A 16446-nucleotide genomic window follows, 5' to 3' on the forward strand; every position below is an offset into this window, starting at 1 on the left:
AACCCGGCGGATGGCCAATCCCTGCACGCACCTCCTGCTCTTTGGCGCCACCGGCGACCTGTCGAAGCGGATGCTGCTGCCATCATTGTTCAACCTCGACGCCGACGGCCTGCTGCCGGAATGCCTGCGCATCATCGCCACCGCGCGCAGCGTCCATGACACGCCGGAATTCGTCGCGATCGCCGCCGCCGCGCTCGACCAATATGTCGATGCCGATCGCCGCGACCCCGCCAAGGTCCAGCGCTTCCTCGATCGCATCGCCTATGTGCCTCTCGATGCCAGCGAGCCGGCGGGCTTCGGCGCGCTCGCCGATGCGGCAGGGGACAAGGCCAATCTCGCCATCTTCCTGTCGACGGCGCCCAGCCTGTTCGGCCCGACGATCACCGGCCTGTCGGGCAGCGGCCTCGCCGGCCCCGGCGTCCGCCTGGCGCTCGAAAAGCCGCTCGGCTCCGACCTTGCCTCCAGCCGCGCCATCAACGATGCCGTCGCCGCCGCCTACCCCGAGGATCGCACCTTCCGCATCGACCATTATCTCGGCAAGGAAACCGTGCAGAACCTGCTGGCGCTGCGCTTCGGCAACGCTCTGTTCGAGCCGTTGTGGAACGCCCGCGGCATCGACCATGTCCAGATCACCATCGCCGAGACTGTCGGGCTCGAAGGCCGCGCCGGCTATTATGACGGGATGGGGGCGCTGCGCGACATGGTGCAGAACCATATGCTGCAACTGCTGGCGCTGGTCGCCATGGAGCCGCCGGCACAGTTCGACCCGACCAGCGTCCGCGACGAAAAGGTCAAGGTGCTGCGCGCGCTGCGCCCGATCGACCGCCACAGCGTCGAAGGCTGCAGCGTTCGCGGCCAATATGGCGCCGGCGCCATCGAGGGCCAGCCGGTCAAGGGCTATGCCGAGGAATTGGGCAAGGCATCCCAGATCGAGACGTTCGTGGCGCTGAAGGCGCATGTCGACAACTGGCGCTGGCAGGGCGTGCCCTTCTACCTGCGCACCGGCAAGCGCCTGCCCGAACGCAGCAGCGAAATCATCATCCGGTTCAAGCCGGTGCCGCATTCGATGTTCGGCGAGGCGTCGCTGAAGCCGAACACCCTCGTCATCAGCCTGCAGCCCGATGAAAATGTCGGCCTGTCGATGATGGCCAAGGCCCCCGGCCTCGACCGCGACGGGCTGAAACTGCGCTCGGTGCCGCTCGACATCGGCATCAGCAACGCCTTCGCCGACGTCCGCCGCCGCATCGCGTACGAGCGCCTGCTGCTCGACCTGATCGAAGGCAAACAGACGCTCTTCGTCCGCCGCGACGAGGTCGAGGCGCAATGGACCTGGATCGACGCGATCCGCGCCGGCTGGGAGGCGACGGGCATGGCGCCAAAACCCTATGCCGCGGGCAACTGGGGGCCGACGGCGGCGATCGCGCTGACCGAGCGCGATGGGGTGACCTGGCACGATTGATCGACTCGACCCCATACCGTGAGCGGGGGTAGCAGATGCGCGATAACAGCCCTTCCCTTGCCCGCTTGCGGGAGAGGCAACTCGCGATTTCTGGCGAGCGGGTGAGGGTGTTCTATCGTTCCGACGCGAAGTTACACCCTCACCCGGCGGGCTGGCGCCCGTCTCGCCTCTCCCGCAGGCGGGCGAGGAAAGGGAACGTCCGCTTGTTACCCTCTTCCACCGACTTTAGCGCTCCGTCCGCACCAGCCACGACACCCCCAGCACCGCCAGGCTCAGCGCCGCCGGCAGCGCCGCCCAGGGCGAGCCCTGCACCAGCAGCGCCGCTGTCCCGGCAAAGCCGCCGGCCATCACATATTCGCTGATCGCCAGCAGCATCGATCCGCTCTGGCGGCGGCGAAAGGTACTGCGTTTCTGCGGGCGGCCGATCAGCTGCTGCTGCAGTGCGGCGCAAAATCCGCCGAGCAGGCACATCGGCACCGCCACCAGCAGCGCCGACGGCTCTCGCATGGCAATGAACGTCAGCGGCACCAGCGCCAGCAGCAGCGACGGCAGGCAGGCGGCGAGGACCTTGACACGGTTCACCACCCCGGCCGGCACCGGCGCCGACGCGATCAGGTCGGGCGCATCCTCCCCCGACAACGTCAACCAGCCCAGGCTCGACGGTAGCATGGCGGCGAACAGCACCGTCGCCGCCACCAGACGCGCGGTCGATACCGTGCCGCCGGCAAAGATCAGCCCGAAGGCCGGCACCATATAGGCGAGTTGCAGCGCCACCGCCGACAGCAGCTCCGGATCGCGCCACAGCAGCACCAGTTCCTTGGTGAGCAGGCTGCGCAGCACGCCGCCGCGGAACGGCCGGGTGACATGGTTCGACACCGTCGCCACCGGGATCGGCGCCGCATCGGCAAGGTTGCGCGCCGCCAGCCGCGCCGCGCCATAGGCAAAGCCCAGCGCCACCAGCACCAGCGCCAGCAGCGGCAGCGGCGCGCCGAAGATCGCCCGCGCCGGCCAGTCGAGCGGCGGCGGCGGCGCCGGGCGGATCGCCGCCTTCAGCGCCTCGAACCGGTCGGGCATGAAGGTCGGCGTCTGCCCCAGGATCGCCACGCAGGCGGCAAAGATGCCGCCGCCGGCCTGGATGACCATGCGCGCCCGCCGCGAGCCCAGCGACCGGAACAGCCCGCCGGCGATGACGAACGCCATCGACGTGGCGATAACCGCGGCGACCACGATCATCAGGGAGCCGCCGGCCCAGCCGGGATGCCCCGTCGCCACCGAGGCAATGACGAACGGCGCCGACAACAGCAGCAGCGGCAGCGCCACCGACGCGTGCACCGCCACCGATTTCGCGGCCAGCACCCGCGCCGGCGAGATCGGCGCCGCCAGCAGCAGATCGAGATCGCCGCGATCGTGAAAGGCGCGCAGCACATAGACACAGGCGCCCGACAGCATCAGCAGCACCAGCCCGGCCCAGCCGGCGGCGACATAACCAAAGGCGGCGCGCGGCACATCGGGCTCCGGCGCCAGCGAGATCGCCAGGCCGACCCCGGCCAGCGCCGGCACCAGCATCAGCACCAACAACACGATCAGGCGCGCCTTGCGCTGCCTGCCGGCGCCCTCGCGTATCGCCAGCCGCAATTCATGCCGGACCAGCGCCAGAAAGCCGGGACCGGTGGCGGTTGCGATGGCGGTGGCGGTGTCCGTCACGGCGTCATCCCTGCGCCAGCGCCAGGAACATCTCCTCCAGCGTCGCCCCGGCACGCCCGCCGGCGGTGCGCAGTTCGGCCAGCGTGCCTTCCGCCACCAGCCGCCCGGCGCGGATGATGCCGATGCGGGTCGCCATGCGCTCGGCAACCTCCAGGATATGCGTCGTCAGGATCACCGTCGCGCCGGCGGCGACGCGCGCGGCGAGCAGGTCCTTGACCAGCCGCGATGCGGCGGCATCGAGGCCGGTCAGCGGCTCGTCGAGGATCAGCAGCCGCGGTTCGTGGATCAGCGCCCCGGCGAGCGCCACCTTCTGCTTCATGCCGCGCGAAAACGTCTCGCAGCGCGACGAACGCTGGTCCCACAGGCCGAGCACGGTCAGCAGGTCGGTGGCGCGCGCCTCGGCAACGGCGGGGTCGACGCTCCACAGGCCGGCGACGAATTCGAGATATTCGAGCGGCGACAGCTTGTCGTAGAGCAAGGGCTCGTCGGGCAGCCAGGCGACCAGCCGCTTGGCGGCGATCGGATCGGCGATGGCGTCGACGCCATAGATGCGGATGCCGCCGGCGTCCGGCCACTGCAACCCCGCCACCATGCGCAGCGTCGTCGTCTTGCCGGCGCCATTGGGGCCGAGCAGGGCATAGAGTTCCCCGGCACGCACGGTGAGGTCGAGGTCATCGACAGCCGGTTTGTCGAAATGCTTGCGCAGGCCGGTCAGGGCCAGTGCCGGTTCGTTCATGCTGCCCCTAGTCCGCTGTACTTTCGCGCCTTAGCAAGTTGCGCAGCCCTTTCCTACCATGTTGCGCTTGCGAAACCGTATTACGGGTGCAATACGCTGGCGCATGACCAGCCTCGAACTTTCCGGCGTTTCCAAACGCTATGGCGCCAAGACCGTGCTCGCCGATGTCTCGCATCGCTTCGAGCCGGGGCTGACGCTGCTCATCGGCCCCAGCGGTGCCGGCAAATCGACGCTGCTGCGCCTGCTCGCGACCGCCGAAAAGCCCGGCAAGGGCAGCATCAGCTGGGATGGCGTCGCCCTGCCCGGCGGCCGCGCCGCGCTGCGGCGCACGTTGGGCTATGCCCCGCAGGCGGTCGAGCTGCCCGACGACCTGACGGCACGCGACTTCGCGCTGCACATCGCCGCGCTGAAGGGTCTCGATGCCAAGGCCGCCGACACCCAGTTCGGCGCGATCGCCGACGCCATCGGCCTGCACGCCGACATCAACAACCGCATCGCCAGCTTTTCGGGCGGCATGCGGCGGCGGCTGGTCTTTGCCCAGGCGCTGCTCGGCGCACCACGCCTGCTGGCGCTCGACGAGCCGACGGCGGAGCTCGACGGCGAAACGGCGCGCAAGCTCGGCACGCTGATCCTGCAGCGCGCCAGCGAGGCCATCGTCGTGATGACGACGCACCTCGCCGACGAACTGGCGCCGCACGCCACCGCGGTGCTGCGCGTCGAAAACGGCGCGCTGGTGCGGACGGCGTGAAGGCCATCATCCGGTCATCGCTGCACACCTCGCTGCTGCGCTATTCGCGCAGCTGGGGGCTGTGGCTGCTGTTGCTCGTGGCGCCGGTGGGGGCGCGGTACATGCTGCCGCGCGGCGACGGCGGCGGCGGCACCGTCATCGCCATCGGCGGGCATCTGCCGGTGATGACGGCGCCGTTCCTGGGCGTCTCGCTCGGCATCGTCGTGTCGACGCTGCTGCTGCCGATCGCCTGGCTGTATCTGCGGTCGAACACCACCCGCCGGCAGCCGTGGCAGGTGGAGGAAGTGACCGCCGCACCGCGCATCGCCATCGCGCTGGGGCGTTTCGCGGCCGATGGCACGGTGCTGCTCGGCATGCTGCTGGCGCTGACGCTGGCCGGCTGGTTGCTCGGGCTGCTGATCCTGGCCGCCGGCGGCTTTGATGCCGGGCAGATCGCACTGGCGCTGTGGCTGGTGGCGGCGCCGGCGCTGCTCGGGCTGGCGGCGCTGCGCATCCTGTTCGACGCGCTGCCGCCAACCCGCGGCGGCTTCGGCGATTTCCTCTATTTCGTGTCGTGGATGGCCTCGCTGATCGCGCCGGTCATCGGCCAGGGCAAGGCGGCGAGCTTTGCGACGGCGATCGTCGATTTCCCCGGCTTCCTGCGGCCGCTGCAATATGGCGCCCCGGGCGGCACCGATGATTTCGCCATCGGCGGCGTCGACGTACTGCCCGGGCGGGTGCCGCTCGACGTCATGGCCGGGCTGTTTTCACCCGGCTATGTCGAATCGCGGCTGGCCTGGGTGCTGATCGCCGTCGCCGTCGCGGCGCTGGCTGGCCTCGTCTATCGCCCGCACCGCGCCAGCCAGCGCAACCTGGTACCGGGGCGGATCGCCCGGCTGAGCGCGCTGGGGCCGCCACCCGCCGTCGTGCCGAACGCCCCGGCGCCGCGGGTGATCGCCATCCCGTTCGCCGGGCTGGTCGCCGCCGAATACCGGCTGATCGGTGCCGGGCGGCTGTTCAAGCTCGTCGCCGCCGGCGTCGCCGCCTATGCCTTTGCCGCCGATTTCCGCACCGCCGCCAGCCCGGCGGCGCTGCTGCTGCTGGCCTTTGCGCTGACCGCTCACGCCGGCCGCAGCGAGGCGCGTGGGCTGCTGCTGCTCACCCGCACCGCGCCACAATCGCCCTGGGCGCGGCGGCTGGCGTTCGTCATCGCCGGCACCGGCTGGGCGCTGCTGCTGGACCTGCCCGCCATCCCCGGCACCGGGCTGGTCGTCATCCCGACCGCGCTCGCCACCGGCGCGGTCGCTTCGCTGGTAGCCATCGGCCTCGCCACCGTCAGCGGCTCCGCCTTTGCACCGCGCCTGGTGCTGCTGGTGCTCTGGTATGGCTATCTGTCCGCGGGGGGTTGAACCCGAGGCACAACCGTCGGAAACTGGCGCTTAACGTTCCTGGGGACCGAAATGTTGAAACCTGCCTTGCTGCTCGCCGCGGCCGCCTTTGCCCTGCAACCCGCAAGCGCGCGCACCATCACCGTCCAGCCCGGCGGCGACGTGCAGGAACGGCTGCAGACCGCGTTGATCGATGCCAGGCCCGGCGACAGGGTGCAGCTGACCGCGGGGCGGTTCGCGCTCGCCGACGGGCTGTCGCTCGATGTGAAGGGCGTCACCGTCGCCGGCGCCGGCGACGACAAGACCATCCTCGATTTCACCGGGCAAAAGGGTGAGGGCGAAGGCCTGCTGATCACGTCCAGCGACGTGCTGGTCCGCGACCTCGCCGTCGAAAATGCCAAGGGCAACGGCATCAAGTCCAAGGGCAGCGACGGCATCAGCTTTGTCAATTTGCGCGTCGAATGGACGGGCGGTCCGAAATCCACCAACGGCGCCTATGGCGTCTATCCGGTGTCGTCGCGGCACGTCCTCATCGACAAGGTCTATGTGAAGGGTGCGTCCGACGCCGGCATCTATGTCGGCCAGTCGTCGCAGATCATCGTCCGCAACAGCCGTGCGGAGGGCAATGTCGCCGGCATCGAGATCGAGAACAGCTACAACGCCGATGTGTTCGACAATGTCGCCACCGGCAACACCGGCGGCATCCTGGTGTTCGATCTGCCCGACCTGCCGCAACAGGGCGGCCACAGCATCCGGCTGTTCAGGAACCAGGTGATCGCCAACAACCATCCCAATTTCGCCGGCGTCGGCAACATCGTCGCCAGCGTGCCGCCGGGCACCGGGGTGATGGTCATGGCCAACCGCAACGTCCATGTCTTCGACAATGATATCAAGGACAATGGCGGCAACGCGGTGATGCTCGTCGCCTATCGCAACGCCTTTACCGACAAGGCCTATAACCCGCTGCCGCGCAGCATCGCCGTGCGCGGCAACCGCTATGCCGGCAACGGCACCGCCCCGGCGTTTCCGGGCGGCAAGGAGATCGCCGGCGCGCTCGGCGGCACGCTGCCGCCGGTGATGTGGGACGGGGTCGTGGGCTACAAGGTCGGCGGCGACATGCTGGTAAAGGCCGATGGTGGCATCTTCGTCAACGACGGCCCGATGGTGAATCTGAACCTCGGCATGCAGGGCGCTCCGACGAGCGCGGCAAAGCCCGAGCTGGTGACGAATTTCGCCATGCAGACCCTGCCGGAGCCGCCGACAGTGGTGCTGCCGGCGACGCAGGAAGCACGCGCCAGGGGCAAATGAAGCGGGTCGCCATCCTTGCCGCGCTGCTGCTCATCGGCGCCGCGCCCGCCCGCCAGGTCGCCCGCCCGGTCGATGCGGCGCGGCTGCTCGCCGACGAGGCCGCGCCGCTGCTGTCGGCCTACCGGCTGTTCGCCGACACCGCCGGGCGCGTGCCGGCGCCGGGGGTCATGCGCTACACGCTCAACACGCCGCTGTTCAGCGATTATGCCGAAAAATTCCGCTATGTCTGGATGCCGGCGGGCACCAGGGCGACCTATGCCGCCAAGGGCGTTCTCGAATTCCCGGTCGGCACCACCATCGTCAAATCCTTCGCCTATCCGGCCGATTTCCGCGCGCCGGACAAGGACGTGCGCATCATCGAAACCCGGCTGTTGGTCCGCCGCGCCGACGGCTGGGTGCCGCTGTCCTATGTCTGGAACGCCGCGCAAACCGAGGCGGTGCTGAAGCGCGCCGGGGTGCGGGTACCGGTCGCCTACATCGACGCCGCCGGGGCCCCGAAGCAGCTCGATTACGCCGTGCCCAACATCAACCAGTGCAAGCAATGCCATCAGCAGGACGGCGCCGCGGTGCCGATCGGGCCGACGGCGAGCAATCTTAACGGCGGCCTCGACGGGCACGGCGCGAACCAGTTGGCGACATGGGCGGCAACCGGCAAGCTGACCGGGCCACCCGCAAACCCGCCGAAGCTGGCCCGCTGGGACGATACCGCCGCCCCCGTGGCCGACCGTGCGCGGGCCTATCTCGACGTCAACTGCGGCCATTGCCATTCGCCCAAGGGCTTCGCCTCCAATTCCGGCCTCTACCTCCAGCACGACGAGCCCGACCCCGCCCATCAGGGCATCGGCAAGCGCCCCGTCGCCGCCGGCCGCGGTTCCGGCGGGCTGCTGTTTGCCATCGCCCCCGGCCAGCCCGAGGCGTCGATCCTGCTGCACCGCATGGAATCGAGCGAGCCCGGCGTGATGATGCCGCAGTTCGGCCGAACCGTCAGCCATGCCGAGGGTGTGGCGCTGGTGCGGGCTTATATCGCGGGGCTGAAGTAAGGGGCCTCCGGCGGCCGGGGCCTTGGCCCCGGACCCCTTTTCCTTCGTTGCGGCCCTTGATCGAATCGGCGATATTTCGGCAATGTACGGGCACCGGACATGCTGAGACGACGCGGCCTTGCCGTGATCTGCATGCTGGTCGCCGCGTGCAGTGCCCGGACAGACTCGCCGAAGGCCGGCGAACCCGCACAAGAGGCGTCCACCATGCACAACCCGGTGTTTCATTTCGAGATACCGGTCGAGGACATGGACCGGGCCCAGGCCTTTTACGAGGACGTCTTCCGCTATCGGCTGACCCGGCAGAAGGTCGATGGCTATGACATGGCCTTTTTTCCCCGCGCCGATGGCGCCGCCGGCGCCAGCGGTGCGCTGGCGAAGGGCGATGTCTACACGCCGTCAAGAGCGGGGACGCTGGTCTATTTCGACGTGCCCGACATCGACACCGTGCTGAAACGCGCGCAACAACGCGGCGCCAAGGTCCTCTACGCAAAGAAGGACATCGGCGAGGCCGGCTTCGTTGCCGAGTTCGCAGACAGCGAAGGCAACCGCGTTGCACTGTCCCAGGTCAAAGCCGATTGAACAACCGTGGCGGCTGCGCCCGGCCCCTGCCTTCAGCGACGCAGTTCGGCCGAACCGTCAGCCATATTGCGGGCGCGGCATTCATACGGGCCCATATTGCGGGAATGACGCACGCAGCGCAGGGTCCCGGCTGACCCCCTGACGGAAAGGCGATGACGCTATGCCGGCACTCATCCTCATCTTGGCCGCCATCGTGGCGCAAGCCGATGTGCCGCCGGTGCCGGGGCTGTGCACCGCCCCGGTGCCCGCCGATCACGACACGCCCGGCTGCTATGCCACCGGCCGCATCGAGATCGCGGAAGCACCCGACGCGCTCTATTGGCAGATCCACGAATTTCCGACCATGTCCGCTGCGACAGCAGAGGCCGGCCGACACCGCTGGGCTACCGTCACCCAAGCGCATTCCCGGACCTGGCTCTACGTGCTCGGCACACCATCCGAACCCATCACCGGCGGCACCCGGCGGGCGACAATCGGCCCACTGCGCATGCTGCCCGGCCCGGTCACGGCACATTTCGCCGAGGCGATCTTCCCGCCCGGCATGCAGACCCGCGTCCACTCCCATCCCGGCCCCGAGGCCTTCTATGTCGTCGAAGGTGAGCAGTGCATGGATTCACCCGGCGACAAACGCCTGATCCCGGCCGGCGGCACCTATGTCGTCGAAGGCGGCCCCCATCTCCAGGCCGCACCCAAGGGCCGCCGCAACTTGGTCCTCATCCTGGCGCCGCAGGGCAAGCCCCCTCTGATCCCGGGCGGCGATTGGCGGCCGACGGGCTTTTGCCGGCCATAGGGCCGTGACAGAGCCTCCGGCGGCCGGGGCCTTGGCCCCGGACCCCTGTCCACTTCCCTCTCCCGCTTGCGGGAGAGGCGACTCGCCGACTTCGGCGAGCGGGTGAGGGTGTCTTTCTCGTGTCGATGCGCGGCTACACCCTCACCCGGCGCGCTGATGCGCGTCTCGCCTCTCCCGCAAGCGGGAGAGGAAGGGCTTGACATTTATCACCGATCTGGTTATTAGGGTGAGCATTTCGCTCTTTGACATCGTGAGTAGCGGCACACCCTGCGAACTAAGATATATCTTGGCACGCACAGGCCGCCAACTAAGTGACTTTCGAGACTTTTGGAGGATTTGGTAATGCTGACCCAGGGAGTCCGTCCGCTTTCGCCCAGTTACGGACATTGGAAGGGGTGCTAATCTGCGGTCATGGATTGCAACCCCGGGTATGATGCATTGTTACACGAGGTCTGCATTGGCCTCGGTTTTTGCGGTTCGGTCGATGATGGTGAATTGTTGCACGTAGACCAGTTCATTCCAGAAAGCGGACCCGTGAGCGCTGACCAGTTCGTGAACTGGGTCTTTAGAGCAGAAGGCATGGACCCGGATGGGGAGGACGCCCTGAAGCACGCACACAGCCTTCGCGAAGCGTTCGTCCGGCACATGGGTGTCGAGGTTGTGGACGCGGATATCCTCAAGTGAGGGTCTCGGCCTAATGTCCGCTAACCACCCTAAGCCGACGCCCGGACAACCGGGGTCCGGGGCCAAGGCCCCGGCCGCCGGAGGCTGCCCCTTTTACCCGATCACGATCCGCTCATACCGTCCCATATGGTGATCGACCGAGCCGAACTGGCCTTCGATCATCGTCGAGCGCTTGAAGTAATGGCCGACCGCCAGCTCGTTCGAAATGCCGATGCCGCCGTGGATCTGGACGGCGTTCTGGCCGACGAACTTGGCGCCCTTGCCGACCTTGGCCTTGGCGGCGGAGACGGCCTGGGCGCGTTCCGGCGTGTCGAGCTTCAGCGTCGCCATCAGGGTGATGGAGACCGACTGTTCGACCTCCATGAACATGTCGACCAGGCGGTGCTGGATGACCTGGAAGTCACCGATCGCCTTGCCGAACTGCTTGCGCTGCTTGGCATAATCGAGCGTCGTGGCGTGGAGGACGCGGGTGACGCCGCAGGCTTCGGCGCAGATCGCCGCGGTGCCTTCGTCGACGATCTGCTCGATCAGCGGCAGCGCGGCGCCTTCACCACCGATCATGTGCTCGGCACCCACGGCGACATTCTCGAAATAGACTTCGGAGGCGGCCGAGCCGTCGACGGTCGGATAATCGCGGCGGGTGACGCCCTTGGTGTCGGCGGGGATCAGGAACAGCGACACGCCGTCCTTGTCGCGCTGGCTGCCGCCCGAGCGAACGGTGACGAGCAGGTGCGTCGCATAGGGCGCCGAATAGACGACCGATTTATGCCCGTTGAGGACATAGCCGGCACCGTCCTTCTTTGCCGTGGTGCGCAGGTCGGCGAGGTTGTAACGGCCCTGCGGCTCGGCATAGGCAAAGGCGATGATGGCGTTGCCGGCGATGATTTCGGGGATGACGGCATCGGCGAGCGCACCGCCGGCAGCCTTCAGCGCGCCACCGGCGATGACGACGGTCGGCAAATAGGGCTCGATGACCAGGGCGCGGCCGATTTCTTCCATGACGATCATGTTCTCGACGGCGCCGCCGCCGAGGCCGCCATGGGCTTCGCTGAACGGCGCGCCGAGGATGCCGAGTTCTTCGGCAAAGGCCTTCCACACCGCCGGGTTCCAGCCCGCGCCGCCGTGCACCGTCTTCATGCGGTTGTCGAAGCTGTAGGTGTCGGCAAGATAGCGCGAGACCGTGTCGCGCAGCATCGTCTGTTCGTCGGTGGTGTTGAAATCCATCGCTTCTCTCCCCGGCGCTCTCTGATGGGCGCCACTATTAAGCACAATGCCGGCGAGGGGTGTCGCACCCCACGCCGGCCACGTGTCGCAGTCCTGGTTTAGAGCCCCAGCACCATCTTTGCGATGATGTTCCGCTGGATCTCGTTCGACCCGCCGTAGATGCTGGTCTTGCGCATATTGAAATACGTCGGCGCCGTCCGGTGGGTGTAATCCGGCCCGATCGGATGCTCGTTGTCGCCCTCGCCGAAGCCGCGGAAATAGGGCGCGCCGTAATGGCCGGCGGCTTCCAGCGCCAGTTCGGTGATCCGCTGCTGGATCTCGGTGCCCTTGATCTTCAGCAGCGACGATTCCGGCCCCGGGCCCTTGCCCGACGATTCGCCGGCGAGCGTCCGCAGCTCGGTGAACTCGAGTGCCGACAGGTCGACCTCGAGCTCGGCGATCTTGCGCTTGAAGAACGGGTTCTGGATCAGCTGTTCGCCTTCGTCCATTTCCGACCGCGCGATGCTCTTGATCCGCTCGACACCGCGCTTCGATGCCGCCACGCCGGCGATGCCGGTGCGTTCATGGGCGAGCAGGAACTTGGCGCAGGTCCAGCCCTTGTTCTCCTCATAGATGCGCTGGTCGACGGGGACGATGACATCCTCCAGCCAGACTTCGTTGACTTCATGCTCGCCGCCCAGGGTGATGATCGGGCGGACGGTGATGCCCGGCGATTTCATGTCGATCAGCAGGAAGGAAATGCCCTCCTGCGGCTTGGAGGTGGGATCGGTGCGGACGAGGAAGAAGCCCCAGTCGGCATGTTGCGCCATCGTCGTCCAGGTCTTCTGGCCGTTGACGCGGTAATATTCCTTGCCGTCGTCGCCGGTGAAGCGCTCCGCCTTGGTGCGCAGGTTGGCGAGGTCCGACCCGGCGCCCGGCTCCGAATAGCCCTGGCACCACCAGACATCGCCGGACAGGATGCCGGGGAGGAAGCGTTCCTTTTGCGCCGGGGTGCCGAAGGTGTAGATGACGGGGCCGACCATCGACAGGCCGAAGGGCATCAGGCGGATGGCATCGGCGGCGGCGGTTTCTTCCGACCAGATATAGCGCTGCACGCTGGTCCAGCCGGTGCCGCCGTACTGCGTCGGCCACGCCGGGGCGATCCAGCCCTTCTTGGCCAGGACCTTGTGCCACGACAGGAAATCTTCCTTGGAAAGCTCCTCGCCTTCCTCGATCTTGCCGTTCAAGTGCGCGGGATAGCTGTCCTTGATGAAGGCACGGACTTCATCGCGAAACGCGATGTCTTCGGCGGAAAAATTCAGGTCCATCGATCAGCTCCCCAAAAGCCAGGTTGGTTGACGTTTACGTTAACTGCATTTCCGGCGCGCGGCAAGCATTGCCGCGGCGCGCCTTAACGCCGCGGCGCCGGGGTCAGCGTCGCCGCCGGCACCACTGGCGGCGCCAGCAGCGTCAAGCAGGTTGCGGGATCGATGCGGCTGCCGTCGTACCGCCGCGCCGCCGCCGTCCGTACCGCCAGCGGGCCGTTGTTCGGCCCTGGATAGAAGAACACGTCGAGCACGCACGGCGGCCGCACGAACTGCAGCTGGCGCGCGGGCCCCTCCGTCCGGTCGAGCGATGCCGCCCCGAGCAGCGCGGTGACGGTGGCGACGCTGGCACCGAGGATGCGATCGAGTCCCGGCGGCGGCGGCGCGATCCGCACCACCGGCGGCGGCGCGACGACAGGCGTGGCACAGGCGGCAAGGGCGAGAAGCAGGGACAGGCTGGCGGGCGCGGCGCGATTCATGTCGGCACCGTGGCGCGGGTGGCGACCCGGCACAAGCCGCAGCGAGGGCAGCAGGGGATGACGCGCGCCGGGCTTGCGACTAGGAGAGCGACTTTCCCACAGCCAAGGCTCGTCCATGACCGCCCGCAACCATGTCATCGCCATCGGCAACGCGCTTGTCGACGTCATCACCACCGCGCCGCCGGAATTCCTGTCGGATCGCGGCATCGCCAAGGGCTCGATGCGGCTGATCCCCGCCGACGAGGCCGAGACGCTGTACGCGGCGATGGGCCCCGGGCGCGAGATCAGCGGCGGATCGGCGGCCAATACCGTTGCCGGCATGGCGGCGCTGGGCGCCCGCCCGGCCTTTGTCGGCCGGGTCGCCGACGACCAGCTCGGCCGCGTCTTCGCCCATGACATCCGCGCCGCAGGCGTCGCCTATGCGACCGCTGCCTCGGCGGGCGGCGACCCCACCGGCCGCTGCCTGATCGTCGTGACGCCCGACGGCGAGCGGACGATGAACACCTATCTCGGCGCCTGCCAGGAACTTTCCGAGGCCGACCTCGACCCCGACAGCGTCGCCGCCGCCGAGATCCTGTATCTCGAAGGCTATCTGTGGGACCCGGCCGCCCCGCGCGCCGCGATGAAGAAGGCCATCGAGGTCGCCCGCGCCAACAGCCGCAAGGTGGCGTTCACCCTGTCCGACGTATTCTGCGTCGAGGGCCATCGCGCCGATTTCCAGGAACTGCTGCGCAGCCATGTCGACCTGGTGTTCGGCAATGAAAACGAGGTGCGCGCACTCTACCAGACCGCCAGCATCGACGAAGCCATGGCGGAACTGGCCAAGCACAGCTGCATCGCCGTCGTCACCCGATCGAGCGAAGGCGCCGTCGTGCTGGAAAACGGCAACCGCCATGTCGTGCCTGGCGAAAAGGTCGATCGCGTCGTCGATTCGACCGGCGCCGGCGACATGTTCGCGGGGGGCTTCATGGCCGGGCTGGTCGAAGGCCGCTCGCTGCCCGATTGCGCCCGCATCGGCTGCATCACGGCGGCGGAGGTCATCAGCCACTACGGCGCGCGGCCGGAGGCGGATCTGAAGGCGCTGGTGAAGGCGAAAATCGGTTAAAGCCCTGACGAGAAAAGGGGCCGGTCCTGCGAAGGACCGGCCCCTTTTTTGTGGGCGGCGCCGCGGCAAAGCCCCGTCGTGACGTCAGAAGGGTTCGGCCGGCGATGCCGACCGCCCCGCTGGCCGGCCGGGCGCCTGTCGGCGCCGATGCTTCGATTGCTGGCGCAATCGGCGCTTCGGCGCGCGCGGCGCTTAGGCCTGCTTCCCACCCGGCGTCGGAATACCCGGCAGCGGCGGCACGCCCTGCGGCGGGATGTCGGCGTCGAGCTCGTTCACTTCGTCGAGACCAAGCGCGACGTTGGAGCGGGTGCGCCCGTACAGATAGTAGAACACCAGGCCGATTGCCGCCCAGCCGAAAAACACCATCTGCGCGACCAGCGACAGGAAGGCGAACAGCATCAGGCAGCCGGCGGCGGCGAGCGGTGCCACCACCCAGACCGCCGGGGTGCGGAAGCTGCGCTTGCGGTCCGGATTGGTCCGGCGCAACGCCATGATCGCCAGCGCCACGAAGAAGAAGGCGCACAGCGTGCCACCGTTCGACACCGACGCCAGCTGCCCGACCGGGAAGAAGGCGGCGGCGACGGTCACAGCGGCGCCCGTCACCATGGTGACGATGTGCGGCGTCTTGAAACGCGGATGAATCTTCGACAGCCCCTTTGGCAGCAGGCCGTCGCGCGACATCACGAAGAACACCCGGGTCTGGGCGAACATCATCATCAGCACCACCGACGGCAGCGCAAAGCCGGCCGCCAGGCCGAGGACGTTGCCGATGCCGGGATAGCCGATGGAGCGCAGGACATGGGCCAGCGCCTCCTTGGAGCAGACCACCATCGATGCCTTGTCGGCCTCGCACAGCGCGGCCATCTCGATGGAGCCGGGGAACGGCGCATTGCCGGCGGCATCCATGATCGGCTGGGCACCATAGCTGCCGATGACGCCGACACCGACGAGCAGGTAGAAGATCGTGCAGATGACAAGGCTGCCGATCAGCCCGATCGGAATGTTGCGCTGCGGATCCTTGGTTTCCTCGGCCGCGGTCGAAACCGCGTCGAAACCGACGAAGGCGAAGAAGATGATCGCCGCCGCGCCGATCGCCGAGCTGGCGCCCAGCGGCATGAACGGCACGAAATTCGACGATTGCGCCGCCGGCACCGCCAGCGCGACGAACGCCGTCAGCGCCAGCACCTTCACGGCGACCAGGACGGCGTTGACGGTGGCGCTTTCCTTGGTACCGACGACCAGCAGCGCGGTGACGGCCACGGAAATGACCACGGCGGGCAGGTTGATCAGGCCACCGGCATAGGGGCCGTTGACCAGCGCCTTGGGCAGCTCGATCCCGGCGAAATTCTGCAGCACGCCGACGGCATAGCCCGACCAGCCGACCGCGACCGCGCTCGCGGCCACCGCATATTCGAGCACCAGCGCCCAGCCGACGACCCAGGCCAGGATCTCGCCGAACGTCGCATAGCTATAGGTGTAGGCCGAGCCCGAAACCGGCACCATCGACGCCAGCTCGGCGTAGCAGAGCGCGGCCAGGCCGCAGACGACGGCGGCGACCACGAAGCTGACCAGCATCGCCGGGCCGGCGACCTGCGCTGCCTCGGCGGTCAGCACGAAAATGCCGGTGCCGATGATGCCGCCGATGCCGAGCATGGTCAGCTGGAATGCTCCCAGGGAGCGGGTGAGCGACTTCTTTTCCGCCGTCGCCAGAATTGAATCGAGCGATTTGATACGCCAGTCAGCCAAGAATATTCCCCTCGATTGGCGCGCCGGAGCCCCTCGTCCCGTCGCGACCGGTCCATGGCGGCGCATAGGGTAGCAAACTTCATTGCCGGTCAAGGCAAGATGCGGTGGCGCGAGGATCGTCGATCGCGTTTCCGATATCACATTCGCAGCATCTTGTTATTTTCTGGCACAAG

Annotated in this window: 15 protein-coding genes; 9 read left to right on the forward strand and 6 right to left on the reverse strand. The window is 67.9% G+C overall.

Annotated elements, in window-relative coordinates:
• Positions 1–10 precede the first annotated feature (10 nt).
• On the forward strand, positions 11–1459 hold the full coding sequence (zwf, locus tag ACP7AI_RS10060) for a glucose-6-phosphate dehydrogenase (protein ID WP_426166910.1): 1449 nt from the start codon (positions 11–13) through the stop codon (positions 1457–1459).
• A 225-nt stretch (positions 1460–1684) separates the two neighbouring features.
• Here the strand turns inward: zwf and ACP7AI_RS10065 are convergent, their stop codons facing one another.
• Both ACP7AI_RS10065 and ACP7AI_RS10070 read right to left on the reverse strand, forming a co-directional pair.
• The gene (locus tag ACP7AI_RS10065; RefSeq protein ID WP_426166912.1) at positions 1685–3163 is read right to left on the reverse strand and encodes a hypothetical protein; all 1479 of its coding nucleotides are present in this window, start codon (positions 3161–3163) and stop codon (positions 1685–1687) included.
• A 4-nt stretch (positions 3164–3167) separates the two neighbouring features.
• On the reverse strand, positions 3168–3899 hold the full coding sequence (locus ACP7AI_RS10070) for an ABC transporter ATP-binding protein (RefSeq protein ID WP_426166914.1): 732 nt from the start codon (positions 3897–3899) through the stop codon (positions 3168–3170).
• Positions 3900–4002: 103 nt separating this feature from the next.
• On the opposite strand from ACP7AI_RS10070, the gene ACP7AI_RS10075 reads away from it, so the two are divergent.
• The 7 genes from ACP7AI_RS10075 (at position 4003) to ACP7AI_RS10105 (ending at position 10415) form a co-directional block, all read left to right on the forward strand.
• Entirely contained in the window at positions 4003–4647 is a 645-nt protein-coding gene (locus ACP7AI_RS10075) for an ATP-binding cassette domain-containing protein (protein WP_426166916.1), read from the forward strand.
• Positions 4644–6035 carry a hypothetical protein gene (locus ACP7AI_RS10080; RefSeq protein ID WP_426166918.1) on the forward strand — a complete coding sequence of 464 codons (1392 nt, stop codon included), beginning with the start codon at positions 4644–4646 and terminating at the stop codon, positions 6033–6035. The genes ACP7AI_RS10075 and ACP7AI_RS10080 overlap by 4 nt, the downstream gene beginning before the upstream one ends.
• 51 nt (positions 6036–6086) lie before the next feature.
• A complete protein-coding gene (locus tag ACP7AI_RS10085) occupies positions 6087–7322 on the forward strand; it encodes a parallel beta-helix domain-containing protein (RefSeq protein ID WP_426166920.1) in 1236 nt (411 codons plus the stop codon).
• Entirely contained in the window at positions 7319–8362 is a 1044-nt protein-coding gene (locus ACP7AI_RS10090) for an SO2930 family diheme c-type cytochrome (RefSeq protein ID WP_426166922.1), read from the forward strand. The genes ACP7AI_RS10085 and ACP7AI_RS10090 overlap by 4 nt, the downstream gene beginning before the upstream one ends.
• A gap of 204 nt (positions 8363–8566) precedes the next feature.
• Positions 8567–8941: a VOC family protein gene (locus ACP7AI_RS10095; RefSeq protein ID WP_426166924.1), complete on the forward strand. Its 375-nt coding sequence runs from the start codon at positions 8567–8569 to the stop codon at positions 8939–8941.
• 160 nt (positions 8942–9101) lie between these two features.
• On the forward strand, positions 9102–9731 hold the full coding sequence (locus ACP7AI_RS10100; protein ID WP_426166926.1) for a cupin domain-containing protein: 630 nt from the start codon (positions 9102–9104) through the stop codon (positions 9729–9731).
• Positions 9732–10142: 411 nt separating this feature from the next.
• Complete coding sequence (locus tag ACP7AI_RS10105; RefSeq protein ID WP_426166928.1) at positions 10143–10415, forward strand: hypothetical protein; 273 nt, start codon at positions 10143–10145, stop codon at positions 10413–10415.
• Positions 10416–10508: 93 nt separating this feature from the next.
• On the opposite strand, the gene ACP7AI_RS10110 is transcribed toward ACP7AI_RS10105, so the two are convergent.
• The 3 genes from ACP7AI_RS10110 to ACP7AI_RS10120 all read right to left on the reverse strand — a co-directional run bounded on the left by ACP7AI_RS10110 (position 10509) and on the right by ACP7AI_RS10120 (position 13422).
• A complete protein-coding gene (locus tag ACP7AI_RS10110; RefSeq protein ID WP_426166930.1) occupies positions 10509–11639 on the reverse strand; it encodes an acyl-CoA dehydrogenase family protein in 1131 nt (376 codons plus the stop codon).
• 98 nt (positions 11640–11737) lie between these two features.
• Positions 11738–12946, reverse strand: a complete 1209-nt coding sequence (locus ACP7AI_RS10115) for an acyl-CoA dehydrogenase family protein (protein ID WP_426166932.1) — start codon at positions 12944–12946, stop codon at positions 11738–11740.
• 83 nt (positions 12947–13029) lie between these two features.
• Positions 13030–13422, reverse strand: a complete 393-nt coding sequence (locus tag ACP7AI_RS10120; protein WP_426166934.1) for a hypothetical protein — start codon at positions 13420–13422, stop codon at positions 13030–13032.
• A gap of 115 nt (positions 13423–13537) precedes the next feature.
• Between ACP7AI_RS10120 and ACP7AI_RS10125 the strand changes: the two genes are divergently transcribed.
• Entirely contained in the window at positions 13538–14527 is a 990-nt protein-coding gene (locus tag ACP7AI_RS10125) for an adenosine kinase (RefSeq protein ID WP_426166936.1), read from the forward strand.
• 192 nt (positions 14528–14719) lie between these two features.
• Here ACP7AI_RS10125 and ACP7AI_RS10130 read toward each other — a convergent pair whose 3' ends face one another.
• Positions 14720–16273: an amino acid permease gene (locus ACP7AI_RS10130; RefSeq protein ID WP_426166938.1), complete on the reverse strand. Its 1554-nt coding sequence runs from the start codon at positions 16271–16273 to the stop codon at positions 14720–14722.
• Positions 16274–16446 lie beyond the last annotated feature (173 nt).

Source organism: Sandarakinorhabdus sp. DWP1-3-1 (assembly GCF_049896705.1).
Taxonomy (GTDB): Bacteria; Pseudomonadota; Alphaproteobacteria; order Sphingomonadales; family Sphingomonadaceae; genus Sandarakinorhabdus.

Coding starts and splice junctions, on each gene's coding strand:
- ACP7AI_RS10075 (WP_426166916.1), top strand. CDS start 4,003: ATGACCAGCCTCGAACTTTCCGGCGTTTCCAAACGCTATGGCGCCAAG.
- ACP7AI_RS10090 (WP_426166922.1), top strand. CDS start 7,319: ATGAAGCGGGTCGCCATCCTTGCCGCGCTGCTGCTCATCGGCGCCGCG.
- ACP7AI_RS10115 (WP_426166932.1), bottom strand. CDS start 12,946: ATGGACCTGAATTTTTCCGCCGAAGACATCGCGTTTCGCGATGAAGTC.
- ACP7AI_RS10125 (WP_426166936.1), top strand. CDS start 13,538: ATGACCGCCCGCAACCATGTCATCGCCATCGGCAACGCGCTTGTCGAC.
- ACP7AI_RS10105 (WP_426166928.1), top strand. CDS start 10,143: ATGGATTGCAACCCCGGGTATGATGCATTGTTACACGAGGTCTGCATT.
- ACP7AI_RS10085 (WP_426166920.1), top strand. CDS start 6,087: ATGTTGAAACCTGCCTTGCTGCTCGCCGCGGCCGCCTTTGCCCTGCAA.
- ACP7AI_RS10095 (WP_426166924.1), top strand. CDS start 8,567: ATGCACAACCCGGTGTTTCATTTCGAGATACCGGTCGAGGACATGGAC.
- zwf (WP_426166910.1), top strand. CDS start 11: ATGGCCAATCCCTGCACGCACCTCCTGCTCTTTGGCGCCACCGGCGAC.
- ACP7AI_RS10120 (WP_426166934.1), bottom strand. CDS start 13,422: ATGAATCGCGCCGCGCCCGCCAGCCTGTCCCTGCTTCTCGCCCTTGCC.
- ACP7AI_RS10100 (WP_426166926.1), top strand. CDS start 9,102: ATGCCGGCACTCATCCTCATCTTGGCCGCCATCGTGGCGCAAGCCGAT.
- ACP7AI_RS10070 (WP_426166914.1), bottom strand. CDS start 3,899: ATGAACGAACCGGCACTGGCCCTGACCGGCCTGCGCAAGCATTTCGAC.
- ACP7AI_RS10110 (WP_426166930.1), bottom strand. CDS start 11,639: ATGGATTTCAACACCACCGACGAACAGACGATGCTGCGCGACACGGTC.